The sequence below is a fragment of the Streptomyces sp. NPDC097129 genome, assembly GCF_055668065.1.
In genome coordinates this window covers 273,676-291,302 of record NZ_JBVOQE010000006.1, presented here as the reverse complement: position 1 = coordinate 291,302, position 17,627 = coordinate 273,676, and the positions used below count along the sequence as shown (strand labels likewise).

General features: G+C 73.5%; 15 protein-coding genes. All 15 read right to left on the bottom strand.

Annotated features, from left to right (window positions below; all coding sequences use genetic code 11):
- Positions 1-29: 29 nt before the first annotated feature.
- The 15 genes from AC0B9F_RS19790 to AC0B9F_RS19720 all read right to left on the bottom strand — a co-directional run bounded on the left by AC0B9F_RS19790 (position 30) and on the right by AC0B9F_RS19720 (position 17,362).
- Positions 30-1,229 (bottom strand): glycosyltransferase family 4 protein, encoded by a 1,200-nt coding sequence (locus AC0B9F_RS19790; protein ID WP_472004294.1) that lies wholly within the window; start codon positions 1,227-1,229, stop codon positions 30-32.
- Positions 1,229-2,800 carry an oligosaccharide flippase family protein gene (locus tag AC0B9F_RS19785; RefSeq protein ID WP_472004292.1) on the bottom strand — a complete coding sequence of 524 codons (1,572 nt, stop codon included), beginning with the start codon at positions 2,798-2,800 and terminating at the stop codon, positions 1,229-1,231. The genes AC0B9F_RS19790 and AC0B9F_RS19785 overlap by 1 nt, the downstream gene beginning before the upstream one ends.
- Positions 2,758-3,318, bottom strand: a complete 561-nt coding sequence (locus AC0B9F_RS19780) for a 2'-5' RNA ligase family protein (RefSeq protein WP_472004290.1) — start codon at positions 3,316-3,318, stop codon at positions 2,758-2,760. The genes AC0B9F_RS19785 and AC0B9F_RS19780 overlap by 43 nt, the downstream gene beginning before the upstream one ends.
- The gene (locus tag AC0B9F_RS19775; protein WP_472004288.1) at positions 3,315-3,980 is read right to left on the bottom strand and encodes a nucleotidyltransferase domain-containing protein; all 666 of its coding nucleotides are present in this window, start codon (positions 3,978-3,980) and stop codon (positions 3,315-3,317) included. The genes AC0B9F_RS19780 and AC0B9F_RS19775 overlap by 4 nt, the downstream gene beginning before the upstream one ends.
- Before the next feature lie 278 nt (positions 3,981-4,258).
- On the bottom strand, positions 4,259-5,452 hold the full coding sequence (locus tag AC0B9F_RS19770) for a glycosyltransferase family 4 protein (RefSeq protein ID WP_472004287.1): 1,194 nt from the start codon (positions 5,450-5,452) through the stop codon (positions 4,259-4,261).
- Complete coding sequence (locus tag AC0B9F_RS19765) at positions 5,449-6,687, bottom strand: glycosyltransferase family 4 protein (protein ID WP_472004285.1); 1,239 nt, start codon at positions 6,685-6,687, stop codon at positions 5,449-5,451. The genes AC0B9F_RS19770 and AC0B9F_RS19765 overlap by 4 nt, the downstream gene beginning before the upstream one ends.
- Positions 6,684-8,600 (bottom strand): glycosyltransferase, encoded by a 1,917-nt coding sequence (locus AC0B9F_RS19760; protein WP_472004283.1) that lies wholly within the window; start codon positions 8,598-8,600, stop codon positions 6,684-6,686. The genes AC0B9F_RS19765 and AC0B9F_RS19760 overlap by 4 nt, the downstream gene beginning before the upstream one ends.
- Positions 8,601-8,684: 84 nt before the next feature.
- Positions 8,685-11,015 carry a hypothetical protein gene (locus tag AC0B9F_RS19755; protein ID WP_472004279.1) on the bottom strand — a complete coding sequence of 777 codons (2,331 nt, stop codon included), beginning with the start codon at positions 11,013-11,015 and terminating at the stop codon, positions 8,685-8,687.
- A complete protein-coding gene (locus tag AC0B9F_RS19750; protein ID WP_472004276.1) occupies positions 11,012-11,524 on the bottom strand; it encodes a hypothetical protein in 513 nt (170 codons plus the stop codon). The genes AC0B9F_RS19755 and AC0B9F_RS19750 overlap by 4 nt, the downstream gene beginning before the upstream one ends.
- 45 nt (positions 11,525-11,569) lie before the next feature.
- Entirely contained in the window at positions 11,570-12,454 is an 885-nt protein-coding gene (locus AC0B9F_RS19745; RefSeq protein ID WP_472004274.1) for a glycosyltransferase family 2 protein, read from the bottom strand.
- 162 nt (positions 12,455-12,616) lie between these two features.
- On the bottom strand, positions 12,617-13,513 hold the full coding sequence (locus AC0B9F_RS19740; protein WP_472004272.1) for a 4-(cytidine 5'-diphospho)-2-C-methyl-D-erythritol kinase: 897 nt from the start codon (positions 13,511-13,513) through the stop codon (positions 12,617-12,619).
- Positions 13,510-14,418: a 16S rRNA (adenine(1518)-N(6)/adenine(1519)-N(6))-dimethyltransferase RsmA gene (rsmA, locus tag AC0B9F_RS19735; protein WP_472004270.1), complete on the bottom strand. Its 909-nt coding sequence runs from the start codon at positions 14,416-14,418 to the stop codon at positions 13,510-13,512. The genes AC0B9F_RS19740 and rsmA overlap by 4 nt, the downstream gene beginning before the upstream one ends.
- 45 nt (positions 14,419-14,463) lie before the next feature.
- A complete protein-coding gene (locus tag AC0B9F_RS19730) occupies positions 14,464-15,831 on the bottom strand; it encodes a ubiquitin-like domain-containing protein (protein WP_472004268.1) in 1,368 nt (455 codons plus the stop codon).
- Positions 15,832-15,935: 104 nt separating this feature from the next.
- Positions 15,936-16,835 carry a TatD family hydrolase gene (locus AC0B9F_RS19725; RefSeq protein WP_472004266.1) on the bottom strand — a complete coding sequence of 300 codons (900 nt, stop codon included), beginning with the start codon at positions 16,833-16,835 and terminating at the stop codon, positions 15,936-15,938.
- A 92-nt stretch (positions 16,836-16,927) separates the two neighbouring features.
- Positions 16,928-17,362: a hypothetical protein gene (locus AC0B9F_RS19720; RefSeq protein WP_472004264.1), complete on the bottom strand. Its 435-nt coding sequence runs from the start codon at positions 17,360-17,362 to the stop codon at positions 16,928-16,930.
- Between the last annotated feature and the right edge of the window lie 265 nt (positions 17,363-17,627).

Genomic DNA, 17,627 nt, shown 5'->3' with positions numbered 1-17,627 from the left:
CCGGTGTTCCTTCCGGGCCGGGCGTCTCGTCAGGTCCTCACCCGGCGAGGGGGTGGCGGCCGCAGCGCTCCGCCCGCGAAGCGGTGTGCGGGGCCGGCCGCCGCCCTCTCGGCGCGGTGGCGGGCCACCACCTCGTGCAGAACGGCCACTTCCTCGGCCGCCTCGCGGCGGGCGTCGAACTCCCGCAGGAGACGGGCCCGGCCGGCTGCTCCCATGGCCGCCCGCCGGGCCGGGGCGTCGAGCAGTGCGCCGAGGGCCGCGAGCAGGCCATTGTCGTCACCGGGTTCGACCAGCAGGCCGGTCTGCCCGTCCGCCACCAGTTCCGGGACCCCGTTCACCTTGCAGGCGACGACGGGCAGTCCGGCTTCCATGGCTTCGAGGACGGCGATCGAGAACGCGTCGATGCGGCTGGGGAAGGCGAAGACGGCGGACGAGCGCAGGATCCGCCAGAGCCGGGGGTCGCCGGGACGGATGTCGTTGACGACCGTGAGGTTGCGGCCTCGCGGAACGCGTTCCCTGGTGATCACGACCAGTTCGCAGCGGTCGGCGAGATGACGCTGGTGCAGTGCGACGAGCCGGCTGCCCCCCTTGCGTTCCATCTGCGCCCCGACGAAGACGATCCGCGGGAGGTCTTCGCGCAGTGTCCCGGGAGCTGCGGGCGGGTCGGCCGGGTGCGGGATGATGCCGGGCCTGACGACCCGCAGCCGGCTGTCCCTGACGCCGTACTGGTCGCGGACCGACGCCGCCGCCGCGTCGGTCTTGGCGACGATCGCGCCCGCCGACCGGAAGACCGCCGTCTCCAGGCGCAGGGTGGGGCGCAGCATGGGCGCGGTCCACCGGGTGGGCTCCCGATAGGGCAGCATGTACGCGTTGCGGGCGTTGGTCGTGTCCAGCCCGACCACCGACGGCATGCGGCGCAGTGTCCCGGTGCTGAGCAGCATGGTGTTCTGCGTGTAGGCGTGGATCACGTCGAACCGTGACAAAATCCCCCGCAGCCGGCTGCGGACCCAGGCGCTCGTCGCGAGTTGCAGCCGCAGCGGCTGCAGATCCAGGTCCCAGCGGCCCAGGAGGGGCAGTCCGGAGCCGACCGCCAGGCGGAGCAGTGAGGGCGGCGGCACATCGAGGAACTGCGCCTCGATCTCCGGGTGTTCCTCGCGGAGCACCTGCCGCAGATGCAGGTGCATCGTCGTGTGTCCGCCGAGGTTCTCGTTGATGAAGAGCACTCTCATCACTCGTCCTCCGTTCCTGACGCGTGCGCGGGTGTGCCGCCGGGTCCGCCGGGTCCGCCGGGATCACCGTCCCGGTGCCGCACGGCCGGCAGCATCCGCAGGACCGCCGCGTAGACGACGGCGGTGACCAGGGCTGCCAGGGGCCAGAACGTGAACCGGGCGAGGGTCCAGCCGACGGCCGCCCCGCACACGGCGGCGCACAGCACGCTCGGCCACGGCGGCATCGGCAGGGGACGCATCCCGGGGATCCGGCGCAGCAGCAGCGTCATCAGGACGCAGACCAGGGCGTCGGTCACCAGCGTGCTGACGGCCGCGCCGAGATACGACCAGCGGGGTATGGCCACGAGGTTCAGCGCGACGTTGACGAGCAGGCCGAGCAGGGTGACCAGGGGGTAGCGGCGGTTGCGTCCGGCCGCCACCAGGCAGTTGAAGGCCAGGAAGGTGAAGAAGGCGACGCACTCGGACGCCACGACGAGGCGCGCGGCGTCGGCCGCCGGGGCGTACCGGGCGCCGTACAGCGTGCGGATCACCGACTCGGCGAACACCGTGAACTCGCACACCAGCAGCCCGCCGAGCACCGACAGCAGGAACGCGGCACGTCCGGTGGCCGCCCGGAACGCCGCGGGCTGGTGCGGCCAGGTCCGCGCCAGCAGCGGCAGGACGGCCATGCCGACGTACAGGGACGCGGAGTGCGCCAGGTCGACGAACTTGTAGGCGACGCCGTAGGCGCCCACGGCCGTGAAGGAGTCCAGCTTGGTCAGCATCACCGCGTCGACGCGGTAGTAGACCAGCATCAGGCCGGCTCCGATCGACAGCGGCACGGCTTCCCGGATCAGCGACCACCACTCGGGCAGGTCGATCCGGTACCGCAGCGGCAGGACGCGGTGTGCGGCCGTCGCCTTCGAGGTGATCTCCAGCAGTTCGCACAGCACCACGGGAATGGCGAAGAGCAGGACGGTTCCGCCGGCCGCCGCGATCGCCGCGGTCAGCGCGAGCTGGCCGAACGCGCCGAACGCGGTGGCGAAGGCGATGGGGCGCAGCCGCATCCGCGCCTCGAAGACCGCGTTGTAGGCGTTCGCGGGTGTCGCCACCACGACGACGACTCCGGCGACGGCGGTCGCGGTGACGACGTCGGACGGGTAGCCGGCGGCGGCGACGAAGCCCACGGCCAGCGCGTAGCCGACCACGCCGAGGGCCAGCCGCAGCAGGACGTAGGTGCCGCCGAACCGGCCGGGGTCGTTCATCCCACTGGACAGGCGGACCACCGCTATCCGCCCGATCTGCAGGTCCGTGATGATGCTCAGCATCCCGAGGATGCTGAAGATGAAGGTGAACTTGCCGAAGTCGACGGGTGACAGGGAACGCACGATGATCAGTGACGCGATCCAGATGAGCGACGACGCCACGATCCTGCCCGTGGCCATGGTCCCCACGTTGGCGAACATGCCCGTCGGCCTCCCCGACGGGTGCGCCGTCGTGGTGCCGCCGGACAGGGCCCGCGCGGTGGGGACCTTGTGCAGCATCGTCGCTACGCCGTTCCGCACAGCGGGAAACGGCTTCTGGTGTGCCATCCTCGTGCGCTCTCCGTCATCAGGGTCACTTCCCTGGCCTGACAGGCGATCGGCAGGAGCGGCCGCAGCCGCTCGGTGTCCTCGTGGACGCTCTCGTCCTCGGCCATCGTCACGTGCGGGACGAACTCGGGGAACCGGCCCTCGTACGGCTGGTAGCCGGGCCAGTGCTGCATCACGAGGTCGACGAGGTGCGCGAACGGCTCCCCGGGCACCGGCCGCAGGTACAGCACGCCCGGGAACCGGCCCACCTCGGTGAGCCGGAACTCGAACGGCGGGACGCAGGCGGCGATCCGGGCCAGCTGGGCTTCCGTCCGGTCGTCGATGGCGCGCCCGGGCAGGAAGGGGTACATCACCGTGACGTGGGCCGGTACGCCGCCGGGCAGCGCGTCCTCTCCCCGCCAGGTGCACAGCGCGGTCACCGCCTCGGGGACGGGGACGAGCAGGATGCTGGCGGGCCGGACGACGCGTATCGCGGCACCCGTCAGGCTCCGGGTCAGTGAGCGGACACCGCGCCTCATGGTGTTCTCCTTCGCCGCACGAGCAGTTCTTCGAGCAGGGCGACGTCGTGCCGGTCCGACGGGCGCACCGGGTAGCCCTGGTGGATCGCCAGCTGGAGGCGCAGCGGCAGACACGGCACCGTGTGTCCGGCGATCGTTCCGCGGTCTTCGGGTACGGGGTCGTCGGGCACGGGGCCGGCCGGGGCGGCGGACGTCGTGGTGGCGGGCCGGCCGTTCGGGCGCCCGCGGGGCAGCTCCCGGAACGGCCAGCGGGCGAGGTCGACGGGCAGCAGGTCGACGACGACCAGCCCGTCGTCCATCACCCAGCGCACCGGCATGGGACGGCCGTCGGGGTGGACCTCGTCGCTCAGCGGACGGAAGCCGAGGCCGGCCATGGCACGCTTGGCCCGCTCCTCGACGCCGTCCTCCCAGTCGAGCACGACGTCGATGTCGAGGTGGCGCCGGGTCTGCAGGCCCAGCAGGGCGTCCACGCCCCAGCCGCCGGCCAGCCACCCCCGCACCCCGGCCCGGTGCAGCGCGTCGAGGACGGCGAGGACGTCCTGCGCCGGTGCCGTGCGCATCACTTCCCGCTGGAGCATCGGCAACGCCACGAGGAAGCCGAAGGGGGAACGGTCGACGGCCCGTCCGACGGAGCGGGCCGCGCGCAGGGCCCGGCGCGTCATGTGGGTCGCTCTGACGGTTCGCGGCGCGGCCGGTCCGGCGCTCGGTGACGGTGGCGGGGCCGGCGTGGTGGCGTCACCGGGAGCGTCCGCACGCCGCGGTTCCGGCCGCGGACCGGGTCGTATACGCATGCTGGGCCCCCATGCCTGTGAAACGACGTGGACCATGTATGTTTACGCTGTATATGTCCATATTGATGACGTTTTGTCGCAGGGTCAAGGGGGTGCCCTCCGGCTTCCGCGGCCGCCGCCCGGCGTCCCCACGCGGGTGGCGGCGAGCCTCAGAGCGACCGGAAGAGCGCGAGATAGCGGTCGGTCAGGGGCGGCCAGGCATAGCGTTCGACGGCGCGCCGCCGGCCCGCCGCGCCCATGCGGTCGGCCAGATCGCCGTCCCCCAGCAGCCGCCGGCAGGTCGCGGCCAGCGCCCGCGCGTCCCCCGGCGGGAACAGCAGCCCGGTGACACCCGGGGTGAGGACATGAGGGATGCCGCCGACGTCGGAGCCGGCCACGGGCGTGCCGCAGGCCATCGCCTCGATCAGCACCATCGGATGGCACTCGGCCTCCGTCAGCGACGGCAGGACGAGCACGGCGGCGCCCTGCATCGCCGCGACCAGCGCGTCCCCCGTGAGCGCTCCGGTGAACTCCACCCGCTCGGCGATGCCGAGCTCCCCGGCCAGCGCCACATGAGCGGGCAGGGCGTCCCCGTCGCCGACGAGTCTGAGCCGTACGCCGGGCAGGTCGGCCAGCGCCGCGAAGCCCCGGAGCAGGACCTCGATGCCCTTCCACGACGACGCGCGGTCCATCCGGCCGACGTAGACGAGTGTGCGGGGCCGCGCCGACGGCGGCGGGCCCGGCGTGAACCGGTCCACGTCGACACCCGGCGTGATCTCGACGGCGCCCGGGCGGCCGGAGGCCAGCGAGGTGGGCGAGACGGCGACGAGCGCACGGGCCCGGGCGAACACGCGCGGCAGCACCCGCCTCTCGTACAGGCCGAGGAGACGGTCGCGGAACCGGTGACCCTTGATCATCGAGCCGGCGTGATAGGTCATGACGGCCGGGCGGCCGGACAGCAGCACCGCCAGATCCCCCAGACCGGGCACCGGGGCGTGCGCGTTCACGACGTCGACGCCGAGCCGGCGCAGCCAGCGGCGCAACTGCAGCGGCCACAGCGGACTCACCGGCGCGTTGACCAGCCGGCGCGACCACGTCCCCAGCCGGACGACCGGTACGTCGCCGTCGTGTCCGACCGAGGTGCGCCAGCCGGCCGGGCTCGCGGTGATGACCACGGCTCGCATGGCCGGGTCGTCGGCGACCGCGTGGGCGACGCGCCGCGCGTAGTTCTCCGCGCCACCGATCTTCGGCCAGTAGTTGGGCGCGACGACGGCGACCGTCCGCACCGGGCCGCGGCTGCGGCCCGGACGGGCACCCGCCGCCCGGGGCGCGCGGTCGCCCTCGGTCGCCCGGGCGGTGCTCATGCCGCCCCGGCCTTCCCGCCGCAGGCGGGTGCCTCGGCCAGCAGCGACCGGAAGAGCTGGAGGTAGCGGTCGGTCAGTTTCGGCCAGGCGAAGTGTTCCACCGCGCGCCGTCGCCCGGCCGCGCCCATGCGGTCGGCGAGGTCGCCGTCCCGCAGCAGCCGCCGGCAGGCCGCGGCCAGCGCCTGCGTGTCCCCCGGCGGAACGAGCAGCCCGGTGACACCCGGATCGATGACATGGGGGATGCCGCCCACGTCGGAGCCCACCACGGGCGTGCCGCAGGCCATCGCCTCGGCCAGCACCATGCCGAAGCCCTCCACCTCCGAGCGTGAGGGCAGGACGAGCACGGCGGCCTCCCGCAGCGCCGCGACGAGATCGTCGTCGGGGATCTCGCCGGTGAACTCGACCCGGCCGGCGATGCCGAGCCGCTCGGCGAGCGCGACGTGATCGGGCAGGGCGTTGCCGCCGCCCACGAGCCTCAGCCGTGCGCCGGGCAGGTCGGCCAGGGACACGAACGCCCGCAGCAGGACGTCGATCCCCTTGTCCGAGGAGGCGCGCAGCATCCTGCCCACATAGACGACGGTGCGCGGCCGCGTGGAGGCCGGCGGGCCCGGCGTGAACCGGTCCACATCGACACCCGGCGTGATCTCGACGGCGCCCGGACGGCCGGCGGCCAGCGAGACCGGTGACACGGCGACGAGGGCCCGGGCGCGCGCGAACACCCGGGGCAGGACGTGCCGTTCGTACCAGCGGATCAGCCGGTCGACGTTCCTGCGGCCCTTGCTCATCGATCCCGCGTGGTACGTCAGCACGGCCGGGCGCCGCCCGGACAGGGCGACCGCCAGGTCCGCCAGGCCCGGGACCGGGGCGTGCGCGTGCACGAGGTCGACCTTGAGAAGGCTCAGCCAGCGGCGCAGTTGCAGCGGCCACAGCGGATTCACCGGCGTGTTGGACACGCGTGCCCACGTTCCCAGCCGGATGACCGGCACGCCGCGTTCGTCGACGCCGTACGTCGTGCGCCACCCGGTGGTGTTCGAGGTGATCACGATGGCCCGCATCGACGGGTCGTCGGCGACGGCGCGGGCGACGTGGGCGGCGTAGTTCTCGCAGCCACCGATGTGCGGCGGGTAGTACGGGGCGACCACCGCGACCGTGTGCAGCGGGCCGCGCTTGCCGCCGCGGGTGCGGCCGGCGGCCTCGGCATCTCGATCGGGCCGATGCTCCTGGGCGTCGTTCATCGCAGCATCGCCTTTCCCGTCGGGGCCGGTGTCGAGGCGCTCCTCGGCGCCGCTCCGGGCGCCGGTGCCGGCGCCGTCGGGAGCAGTGATCGGAAGAGCCGGAGGTAGCGGTCGGTGAGCGTCGGCCAGGCATAGCGTTCGACGACGCGGCTGCGGCCGGCGGCGCCCATGCGGTCGGCGAGCGGCCCGTCCCGCAGCAGCCGCCGGCAGGCCGCGGCCAGCGCGTCCGCGTCGGCGTGCGGGAACAGCAGCCCGGTCACGCCCGGCGTGATCACATACCGGGGGCCGCCGGTGTCGGAGCCCACGACGGGTGTCTCGCAGGCCATCGCCTCGACCAGCACCATGCCGAAGGACTCGTGCTCGGTCTGCGAGGGCAGCACGAGCACCGCCGCGCTCTGCATCGCGGCGACGAGTGCGTCCGCGACGAGTCCGCCGGTGAACTCGACGCGGTCGGCGATCCCGAGCCGCCGCGCGTGGGCGATGTGGTCGGGGACGGCGTCCCCGCCGCCCACCAGGCGCAGCCGTGCGTCGGGCAGGTCGGCAAGGGCGGCGAACGCCCGCAGCAGGACATCGACGCCCTTCCACGGCGACGCCCGGTCCAGCCGCCCGACGTAGAGGACGGTGCGGGGCCGTGTGGAGGCCGGCGGGCCCGGCGTGAACCGGTCCACGTCGACACCCGGCGTGATCTCGACCGTCCCCGGGCGTCCGGCGGCCAGCGAGACCGGTGAACTGGCGACGAGCACACCGGCCCGCGCGAACACCCGCGGCAGCACATGCCGTTCGTACGCGTTGACCAGCACATCGACGTCCTTGTGCCCCTGGACCATGGTGCCGGCGTGGTACGTCAGCACGGACGGGCGGCGCCCGGACACGGCGACCGCCCAGTCCCCCAGCCCGGGGACGGGCGCATGGGCGTTGACGAGGTCGACGTCGAGACGGCGCAGCCAGCGCGGCACCTGCCACAACCACAGCGGGTTGACCGGGGTGTTGAGGTGGCGCAGCCACGTCCCGAGGCGGACGACCGGCACCTGGAGGTCGGCCCCGACGGACGTACGCCACCGGGTGGGGCTCGCGGTGATGACGACGGCCCGCATCGCGGGGTCGTCGGCGACCGCCTGGGCGACGCGCCGGGCGTAGTTCTCGACGCCGCCGATCTTCGGCAGGTAGTTGGGCGCCACGACGGCGACGGTGTGGACGCGGCGGCCGCCGTCCGCGGCCCGGTCGAACACCTCGACGGTCCGGTCCGACTGACACTCCCACGACGGCTCGGGGACCGTCCGCGGTGACGCGGCGCCGCCGGGTGACCTGATGACGTCCGGGCGCCCGTACGGCGCTCCCGGCACCGGGCTCGCGGTGAGCCGCTCCGGACCGGCGCCGGGGCGGATCGTGGTCGAGCGGCCCAGGAGCAGCTCGGGCAGGTCCACGGCGGTGAGGGCCGACGAGCACACCACCTCGCGCGCCCGGCGTACGGTGCGGGCCAGCACGGTGCGTGCGTGCCTCGCGCGCCACCGCCGGGACAGGGCGAGGCCCTCGCGCGCGGCCCCCGGGTGGCATGTCAGCACGAACGGCAGGTCGCCCGAGGCGCGCGCGGCGGCGTCGGCGAAGAGGGGAGCGGAGGGGGACGTGTGCGCGTTGACCAGATCGACCCGCTCGGCCTCGACGACACGGCGCAGGGCGCGCCGCCAGTGGTGTCCCGGCGCCATCGTCCCGGTGGCCGCGAGGCAGTACACCGGGACACCGTCCGCTCTGTCGTACCGCCCGGGCGCGCACCCTTCGGGCGCGGTCGTCGCGATCACCACCCGGCAGCCGTGCCGGGTCCGCAGCAAGCGCGCGAGCTGCCCCGCGTAGTGCGCCGCGTCGCCGGAGTCCGGCCCGGTGTGCGGCGCCGCGAGCAGGACGGTGCGCGCTGTCATGGGGACCTCCTCGGGTGCCGTGCGCCGGGGCCTCGGACGGGACTTCGGATGTGACTTCGGACGGGACTTCGGACGGGTCGCGGGTCAGCGGAAGATGGCCGCCCCGCCGCTGCTGTAGACCTTGTTCTTGGTGGCGTCCAGGAAACCGGTCGGATAGCGGTAGGTGATCGTGTCGCCGCGGTAGAAGAGGGATTCCTCGCCGGTGCGGACCGTCGTGTAGCCGAGGAACACATAGGCGTCCTTCTGGACGAGTGCCGGGTAGATGCTGTCCCCCGCGTGCTTGCGCATCCGCAGTTGCAGCTGGGTGTAGGGGGCGTGGTCCGCCTGGATCTTCGACTGGATGTCCACGGGCTGTCCCTGGGCGCGGGGCAGCAGCCATTGGAGCGCGGTGCGCTCTTCGGCGTGGGTGTAGTAGCTGTTGTAGTACTGGCCGGCGTTGTCGAGGTTCAGTACGGGCGGATAGCCGCCGAACACCTTCGGCAGGGCGCCGACGAGGTCGAGGAAGAGCACCAGCGTCACCGCGCACGCCAGGGGGGCGGCCCGCCGCCGCCCGGCCCACCGGCAGAGCCACACCAGTCCGGCCGCCAGGAACGGGGCGAAGACGATCAGACCCTGCTGGAAGGCGCGCAGCACGCCGTAGTCGACGGAGACCTGCGGCAGGACGGTGAGCGCGGCGATGACGACGCCCGCCCCGACGGTCAGCGTGACCTGGTCGCGTGCCGGGCGGAACGCCTTGCGCCGCCCCCACACGGTCGTCACGAACCCGAGGAGCAGCAGCAGTTGCAGGAACCCCGCGATGAACGCGCGGAAGCCGCTGTTGGCCGCCGCCACGTCGACACCGGTGTCCTTGAGGGCGTGGCCGACCGGGGTGAGCGGCTGCAGGTGCTGCGGCGCGAGGGCGACGGGGTAGGTGTCGACCACGCTCAGCGGCACGAAGTCACCGCCCGGCCCGGCCTGTTGCCGCAGTTGCACGGCGTAGGCGCGGTACTCGTCCAGCCGCTGGGCGGGGCTCACCCGGGTCCCGCCGATCAGGCTGTACGACACGTCCGAGGACCGGTTGCCCAGCTGTCCGCTCCGCAGGTCCTGCACGGTGGTGCTGACCGTCGTCTCCAGCTGGCCGCCCGTGTGCGAGACGGGGCCGGCCCAGATGGCCGCTGCGGCCGCTGTCGCGACGACGATCCACCAGGTGACGAAGGAGCGCTGGGCCTCCCGCGGTGTCCGTTTCCTCAGCCGCGAGCCCAGCCGCCACAGCAGGTCGGTGGCGAGCGCGATCACCAGGGTCACCACGATGATGTAGGTGGTGGAGTAGTGGGAGAGGACGATGCCGAGGGCCAGCACCGTGAACGCGATCCGCCGGGCGGCCAGGGGGCGGCCGGTGTCGGTCAGCACCACCATGGCGCACCCGAGCAGGAGGAAGGCGATCTCCTGGCGGCCGAGGAACACCATGTCCGTGAAGAACGTCGGGAACATGATGAAGAAGACCGCCGACAGCAGCGCGACGGCCTGCGGCGCGACGTTGCGCACCGAGCGGTAGACCAGCGCCGGGGTGAAGGCGAACAGCAGCGGCAGTACGACCTTGAAGACGTAGGTGCCGGAGATCCCCGTCAGCCGTACCAGCGAGGTCGGCAGCAGGGTGATGCTCATGCAGGCGTTGTACGGGTCGCGGTAGTCGGCGATGTTCCAGTGGTTGCCGGCGGCCGTCAGCTGGAAGATCTCGTACTCGTGCCGGATGTCGTGACCGGTGATGTACCAGCCGCGCAGCGAGGTGAGGAGCAGGAGTCCCGCCGCCGCGCAGAACAGGCCCAGGACGATGACGGAGGCGGGGTAGCGGCGACGCCGCCACATCAGGAGGGCGAGCAGCACCGCGACGACGACCATCGCGGTGAAGCTGACGCCGGAACCCGCCTGGTTGTTCAGCCGGATCGGGCCCGCGACGGACAGGACGAGGATGAGGGCGCCGAGCGCCGACACCGGCAGGAGACCCGGCGGCAGGGTGGGGGTACGTCCCTCGCGCCACCGGGTGAGGGCGTCGCCCAGGCGCTCGGCGGGAGGATCCGCGGCGAGAGCGAGGACGGCGACGGCCAGCGCGGAGACGATCGCGAGGGGCACGCGGGCGAGCGGCTGCCCGATGCCGACGGCCGGCAGGGCGGTGTTCGCCAGCAGGGCGGCGACCATGGCGGTGAGGACGCTGAGGCCGACGGCGAGCAGGGCCCGGCCGTCCCGGGTCGACACGACGCGTCCGGCGATGCCGTACCAGAGCACCGTCGGGGCGCCGAGCAGCAGCCAGAGGCCGGCGAGCGCCAGCAGTCCGGTGGGAGCGCCGGGCAGGAGTTCGATGAGAGCGGCGAGGGCGGTGCCGCCGAGGAGCACCCGGCGTCCTGCCAGCCGTCCCGCGAGGAGGGTGACGGCGGTCATGGTGAGCCCTTGGTGTTCGCGGCGCTGCCGGCTCCCAGACGGAAGTGCAGCGATTCGGGGTGGCCGAGGAGCGCGGCGTGGACGACCTGGGCGCCGGCACGCAGCGGCAGCCGCGTGATCGTCACCGTGCGGCCGCCCGGCTGCTCGGGGAGCGTGGTGGTGGACGACGCCGTGGTACGGCCGGCGGACGACTCGAGCCACACATGGAGCCGGTCGCTGCCCTTGCCGTCGCCGTGGCGGACGACCGTCACCGGGACGACCACCTGGGCGTGCCGCACGGCGGGCGTGCTCGTGAAGTACAGCTCGCTGTAGGAGACCGGCAGCTGGGTGAACGAGGCGCGCAGCTCACGGCGGACGGCGGGGGTGGCCAGGAGGGCCACCACGACGGCCAGGACGAGCAGCAGCGCGAACACGAGGCGACGGCGACGCCGGTGCCGCGGACTCGCCTCGCCGACGGGCGCCGTTTCCTGCTGCGACGGCTTCTTGAGGCTGTCGAGGAAGGGGCTCATGCTGCTTTCTCCTTCTGAGCGCCGTCGGCCACCGCGGTCCGCCGGTCAACGCTGGGAGGGTCTGCCGGCGGCGTGCCGGTGTGCGGCCCAGCGGCCGCTGAGGCCGTGCCCGGCCGGAAAGTCGGGCAGCCGGGGCGGCAGGGTGCGCGGGGCGGAGCCGCTCGGTCCGACACGCTCCCTGCGCATGCAGCGGACCTTGCCCAGAATGCGGAAGCAGTCGACGGCGTCCTGCCAGCTGATCTTCTTGCCCTCGTCGTGCGAGCGGCTGTAGTAGCTCACCGGGACTTCGAAGGGGCGGATGCCGATGCGGAGCAGACAGGCGGTGATCTCCGTGTCCAGTCCGAAGCCGCGCGCCTGCAGGTGCAGCGAACGGAAGAGGGACAGCGGGATCAGTTTCAGACAGGTGTGCATGTCGGCCAGGTGCGCGTCGAAGAGCACGTTGGCCACGAGCGTCATCAGCTCGTTCCCCAGGGCGTAACGGTAGGACTGGTAGACCGTGTTCTGTCCGAACAGCCGCGCCCCGTAGACGACGTCGCAGCGCCCTTGGAGGACGGGTTCGACGAGCCGGGGGATGTCGTCCGGCGAATACTCGAGGTCGGCGTCGAACGGCAGGATGTGCGTTCCCGTGGCCAGTTTCCCCGCCGTGATCAGGGCGGCGCCCTTGCCGAGGTTGTGGGGGTGGCGGTGGGTGATCACCCGCGGACTCGCGTGCCGGGCCAGCAGGAGCGGAGTGCGGTCGCTGCTGCCGTCGTCGATGACGATCAGTTCCGTCTCGCACGGATACTCCCGGGCGAGCAGCGAATCGACCGCCGCCTCGATCGTCCGTTCCTCGTTGTACGCCGCCATCAGGATGGAGAGCTTCACCGGGCCGTCGCCCGACCATCTCCGGCCGCCGGCGGGCGGGGGAACAGGGATGTCTGGTGCGCTCATCGGGGCCCTCCTCGGTTGAGCCCTCCACCGATGTAAGCGTGCTGCGTCAGTGACCTATGTACGCTTACGTCGTATACGTCCCCACTGTGCCCACCGGAACTCTCGACGTCAAGAGCAAAAAACAGCGAAACCAGGCTAAACGGACATCGCCTGGCCGCACGCCTACCCGAGGACCGTCGCCCCGGCCGCCGGTCCCGACGCCACGCGTACGCTCCGGCAGGTGCCCGACGCCCGCAGCGCCGCCGCGACCTCCTCGGCGCCCGCCCCGTCCCGCACCAGGAACCCGGTCGTCGGGCCCGACCCCGACACCAGCGCCGTCAGCGCGCCCGCCGACCGGCCCACCGCCAGGGTGTCCGCCAGCTCGGGGCAGAGGGACAGCGCGGCCGGCTGGAGGTCGTTGGTGACGGCGGCGGCCAGCGCCTGCGCGTCGCCCTTCGCCAGAGCCTCGGCGACAGCCTCCGAGGCCACCGGCTCAGGGATGGCGTGGCCCGTCGCCAGCCGGTCGAACTCGCGGAACACCGCCGGCGTCGACAGGCCCCGCTCGGCCATCGCGAACACCCAGTGGAAGGTGCCGCCGACCTTGAGCGGGGTCAGCTTCTCGCCCCGCCCGGTGCCCAGCGCCGCCCCGCCGACCAGGCTGAACGGCACGTCGCTGCCCAGCTCGGCGCAGATCTCCAGCAGTTCCTCCCGGGTGGCGCCCGTGTTCCACAGCGCCTCGCAGGCCAGCAGCGCGCCCGCGCCGTCCGCGCTGCCGCCGGCCATGCCGCCGGCGACGGGGATGTCCTTGGCGATGTGCAGATGGACGGCCGCCTCGACGCCGGCCCGCGCGGCGAGCGCCTCCGCCGCGCGCGCCGCCAGGTTCGTGCGGTCCAGCGGGACCTGCCCGGCGTCCGGGCCCGCGCACGTCACCCGCAGCTCCTCGGCCTCGGTGACGGTGACCTCGTCGTAGAGGCCGACCGCGAGGAAGACGTTGGCCAGGTCGTGGAAGCCGTCGGGGCGGGCGGCGCCGACGGCGAGCTGGACGTTGACCTTGGCGGGGACGCGGACGGTGACGCTCACTGCTGCACGGACTCCTCGTTCGGGTCTGCGGGGCTCGTCCCCCGCGATGACGCAGCCTCGGCGATGCGCGCGAACTCCTCGACGGTCAGCGCCTCCCCGCGCGCCTGCGGCGAGACGCCCGCCGCGACGAGCGCCGCCTCGGCGGCGGCGGCCGACCCGGCCCAGCCGGCGAGCGCCGCGCGCAGCGTCTTGCGGCGCTGGGCGAAGGCCGCGTCGACCACCGCGAAGACCTCCTTCCTGGAGGCCGTCGTCCTGATCGGCTCGGTGCGCCGCACCAGGGAGACCAGCCCGCTGTCGACGTTCGGCGCGGGCCAGAAGACGTTGCGGCCGATCGCTCCGGCCCGCTTGACCTCGGCGTACCAGTTGGCCTTCACGGACGGCACGCCGTACACCTTCGAGCCGGGGCCGGCGGCGAGCCGGTCGGCGACCTCCGCCTGCACCATGACGAGGGTGCGCTCGATGCTCGGGAAGGTGTCGAGCATGTGCAGCAGGACCGGCACGGCCACGTTGTACGGCAGGTTCGCGACCAGCGCGGTGGGCGGCGGGCCGGGCAGCTCGGTGACGTGCATGGCGTCGGAGTGCACCAGCGCGAACCGTTCGGCGCGCTCCGGCATCCGCGCGGCGATCGTCGCGGGCAGCGCGGACGCCAGCACGTCGTCGATCTCGACGGCCGTGACCCGCTCGGCGGCCTCCAGCAGCGCCAGGGTGAGGGAGCCGAGCCCCGGGCCGACCTCGACGACGACGTCGTCGGGCCGGACGCCGGCGGTGCGGACGATCCGGCGGACCGTGTTGGCGTCGATGACGAAGTTCTGTCCCCGCTGCTTGGTGGGACGGACGCCGAGGGCGCCCGCGAGTTCACGGATGTCGGCGGGGCCCAGCAGGGCGTCCGGGGTGGGGCTGCTCACGGGACAAGGGTACGGGGGCGCGCGGGCCGCCACGGCCGGGGCCGCTCAGCCGTGCAGCCGCGCCCCGCAGTGCGGCCAGGGACTCGCCCCGCTGCGCGTGTACAGCTTCTTCGCCCGGTACGTCTGCTCCGCCGCGGGCGCGTCCTGCGGACGGCCGGTGCCGCCGAGGGTGTGCCAGGTGCGGGTGTCGAACTGGTACAGCCCGCCGTACGTCCCCGACGGGTCCACGGCGTCGGGCCGGCCGCCGGACTCGCACGCCGCGAGCGCCTGCCAGTGCAACTGGTCGGCGCCCTGCACGGACGTCGGCAGCGCCCGGGTGCCCACCCGGACGATCTGGGTGCGCGGCCGGCGCACCACCTCCGTCCGCTCGCGCCGCGGCTTGAGCCGTACGCCGTTGACGGTCCGCAGGGTGTACGTCACCCGGCGCAGACCCGGGCGGCCCTGCTGCTCGACCACCTCTGTCCCCCGGAAGAGGGACGGGTCGTCGGTGCGCTCCTCCCGGAACGGGATCGCCTCCTCCCGCACCTCCCTGCCGCCGCTGATCCGCAGCACGGTGACCGTCTGCCCGTCGCGCGGGAAGCTGTCCGGTGCGACGGAGGTGGTGTCCTGGCCGCGCAGGGTGAAGCCGGCCTGCTCGACCGCCTCGCGCACGGTCGCCGCGTTGGTGCGGATGGTGCGGGCCTGCCCGTCGGCCATGACGGTCACGGCGCGTTCGGTGCGCACGTCGAGGGCGAGCCCGGCACGGCCGATGCGCCGGGAGCGCGAGATGGACAGGTAGGCGCCCTCCGCGCGTACACCGAGCTGCTGAAGCGCCTCCTGAACGGTGTGCGCGGTCGTCCACACCTCGCGCGGCTGCCCGTCGATCGTGAGCCGGACGGGGCGCGCGTAGCGGACGGCGACCTCGTCGCCGTCGTCCAGGTGCGCGCCGGGGCCGGGCGCGACCACGTCGTGCGCGCCGACCTCGATGCCCTCCTGGGCGAGCAGGTCGGTCACGTCGTCGGCGAAGGTGTGCAGGGTGCGCGGCCGGCCGCCGTCGACGCTCAGCTCGACGGCCTTGTCCTGGGCGACGAAGGCGGTGGTGCCGCCGGCGAGGAAGGCGACGACCAGGGCCTGCGGCAGCAGGCGGCGCACGGAGCCGTCCGCGCTCCCGGTGTAGCGCGCTCTGCGCCGGCGCGCGGCCTTGCGGTGCGCCACGGTTCGCGGAGCGAGGGCGGCCGGCGCCGCCGCCGGGGGCTCGTAGACCTCGCCGTATCCGATGGTCTCGGCCGTGCAGGGGTCGAAGGCGGGGTCCTGCGGCGGGTACGGCTCGGGGTCCTGCCACCGGGGCTGCCGGCCCTGTGGCTGCGTGTCCTCCCACGGCTGCCGTGGCTGATACGGCGAGTACTGCGGGTACGCGTACGGGGAGTTGTTCACGCCGCCACTCCAGGGTCCGAAGGGGTCCGGATCGGGCCCAGAACCTAGCGGAGCCGCGCTCACTCTCCAAAGCGGCGCGGCTACCGAGGGTGGCGAACAGGTGCTCAGTAGCCGAAGGCCCTGGCGGTGTTCGCGCCCAGCGCGCTCGCCAGCGTGTCCTCGTCGACGCCGCGCACGGCGGCCATCGCGCGCACGGTGACCGGGATGAGGTAGGGCGCGTTGGGCCGTCCCCGGTAGGGCACGGGCGTCAGGAAGGGCGCGTCGGTCTCGACCAGGATCAGCTCCGGCGGGGCGACGGCGAGGGCGTCGCGCAGGTTCTGCGCGTTCTTGAAGGTGACGTTCCCGGCGAACGACATGTAGTAGCCGGCGCTCGCGCAGATCCGCGCCATCTCGGCGTCCCCGGAGTAGCAGTGGAACACGGTCCGTTCGGGGGCGCCCTCCTCCTTCAGCACGCGCAGCACGTCCGCGTGGGCGTCCCGGTCGTGGATGACGAGGGTCTTGCCGTGCCGCTTGGCGATCTCGATGTGGGCGCGGAAGGACCGCTCCTGCGCCTCCTTGCCCTCCGGGCCGGTGCGGAAGTGGTCCAGGCCGGTCTCGCCGACGCCCTTGACCTGCGGCAGCGCGGCCAGCCGGTCGATCTCGGCGAGCGCCTCGTCCAGGGCGGCGTCGCCGCCGGGGGTGCGCGCGCCCTGCCGGGACCAGCCGTCGGGGTCGCCGTGGACGATGCGCGGGGCCTCGTTCGGGTGCAGGGCGACGGTCGCGTGGACGGCGTCGTACTGCGCGGCCGTCTCGGCCGCCCAGCGCGAGCCGGCCAGGTCGCAGCCGACCTGGACGACCGTCGTCACGCCCACGGAGGCGGCCTTCGCGAGCGCCTCGGCCACGGCGCAGGACTGCATGTCGAGGTGGGTGTGGGAGTCGGCGACGGGGACCCTCAGGGGTTCCGGGAGGGGCGGCGCGGCGTTCTTGTCGCGCGGGTCGGCCGGGTCGGGGGCGTTCGCAGGCATGCCCCGATCCTACGAAAGGGGCATGCCGCCCGGCCCGGCCCCGGCGTCGCGGACCTCCGGCCCGTCCCGCGCCCCGGGGGCGCCCCGGGCGCTCAGCCCGCCTTGCGGTGGAGGTGGAGAGCCTGCAGGAGGTCGGACAGGTGCCAGTGCCGCCGCTCGGCGGTGAGCTCCGAGGCGGTGACCGCGCCGGGCGCCACCGGCACCTGCGGCACCTCCAGGGGTCCGGCGGGCGGCACCCGGTGCAGGTCGGGCCCGGTCCCGCGGACCGAGGACACGCGCCCGGGCCGCATGATGCGGATCACATGGCTGTCGCAGTTCTGGCACCGGGGCCGCTGCAGCGGCGAGGGCACGACGCGCCCGTCGGCGACGTACAGCACGAACTCGTGGCCGTCCGCGTCGGTGTGGTGCTCTATCTCGTACGACTGCTCCCAGCCGGTGCCGCACCGCATGCAGGCGAAGGAGTACGACTCGTGGACTATGGCCGTCGCTCCGTCGCGCAGGCCGTGCTGCCCTGTGATCTCACTCATGCCAGCTCCTGTTGTCCGCTGGACAGGGACGGGTGCGTCCCTTCATCAAGTGGACGCTTCCGCGACCGGGAACGCACGGACCCTGTCGAGTATTGGACCCGATTTGGAGCTTCCTTGCCGAAAGTGACCCGTTCGGTGCGTTTGGGCTTTGCCATCGGTGACGGCCGTTTACCCCGTCATGGGGCGCACGCTCAGCCGAGATGCGCCCTGCTCAGAGGGGGTTTACGCCCCCGCGCCACGGGTTCGCGCCGGCGCCTCGCCCCCG

Bases quoted from the DNA above. Each gene is read 5' to 3' on its own strand.
- AC0B9F_RS19785 (WP_472004292.1), bottom strand. From the start codon at position 2,800: ATGGCACACCAGAAGCCGTTTCCCGCTGTGCGGAACGGCGTAGCGACG.
- AC0B9F_RS19770 (WP_472004287.1), bottom strand. From the start codon at position 5,452: ATGAGCACCGCCCGGGCGACCGAGGGCGACCGCGCGCCCCGGGCGGCG.
- AC0B9F_RS19725 (WP_472004266.1), bottom strand. From the start codon at position 16,835: ATGCCTGCGAACGCCCCCGACCCGGCCGACCCGCGCGACAAGAACGCC.
- AC0B9F_RS19760 (WP_472004283.1), bottom strand. From the start codon at position 8,600: ATGACAGCGCGCACCGTCCTGCTCGCGGCGCCGCACACCGGGCCGGAC.
- AC0B9F_RS19775 (WP_472004288.1), bottom strand. From the start codon at position 3,980: ATGACGCGCCGGGCCCTGCGCGCGGCCCGCTCCGTCGGACGGGCCGTC.
- AC0B9F_RS19745 (WP_472004274.1), bottom strand. From the start codon at position 12,454: ATGAGCGCACCAGACATCCCTGTTCCCCCGCCCGCCGGCGGCCGGAGA.
- AC0B9F_RS19790 (WP_472004294.1), bottom strand. From the start codon at position 1,229: ATGAGAGTGCTCTTCATCAACGAGAACCTCGGCGGACACACGACGATG.
- AC0B9F_RS19780 (WP_472004290.1), bottom strand. From the start codon at position 3,318: ATGAGGCGCGGTGTCCGCTCACTGACCCGGAGCCTGACGGGTGCCGCG.
- AC0B9F_RS19720 (WP_472004264.1), bottom strand. From the start codon at position 17,362: ATGAGTGAGATCACAGGGCAGCACGGCCTGCGCGACGGAGCGACGGCC.
- AC0B9F_RS19750 (WP_472004276.1), bottom strand. From the start codon at position 11,524: ATGAGCCCCTTCCTCGACAGCCTCAAGAAGCCGTCGCAGCAGGAAACG.
- AC0B9F_RS19765 (WP_472004285.1), bottom strand. From the start codon at position 6,687: ATGAACGACGCCCAGGAGCATCGGCCCGATCGAGATGCCGAGGCCGCC.
- AC0B9F_RS19755 (WP_472004279.1), bottom strand. From the start codon at position 11,015: ATGACCGCCGTCACCCTCCTCGCGGGACGGCTGGCAGGACGCCGGGTG.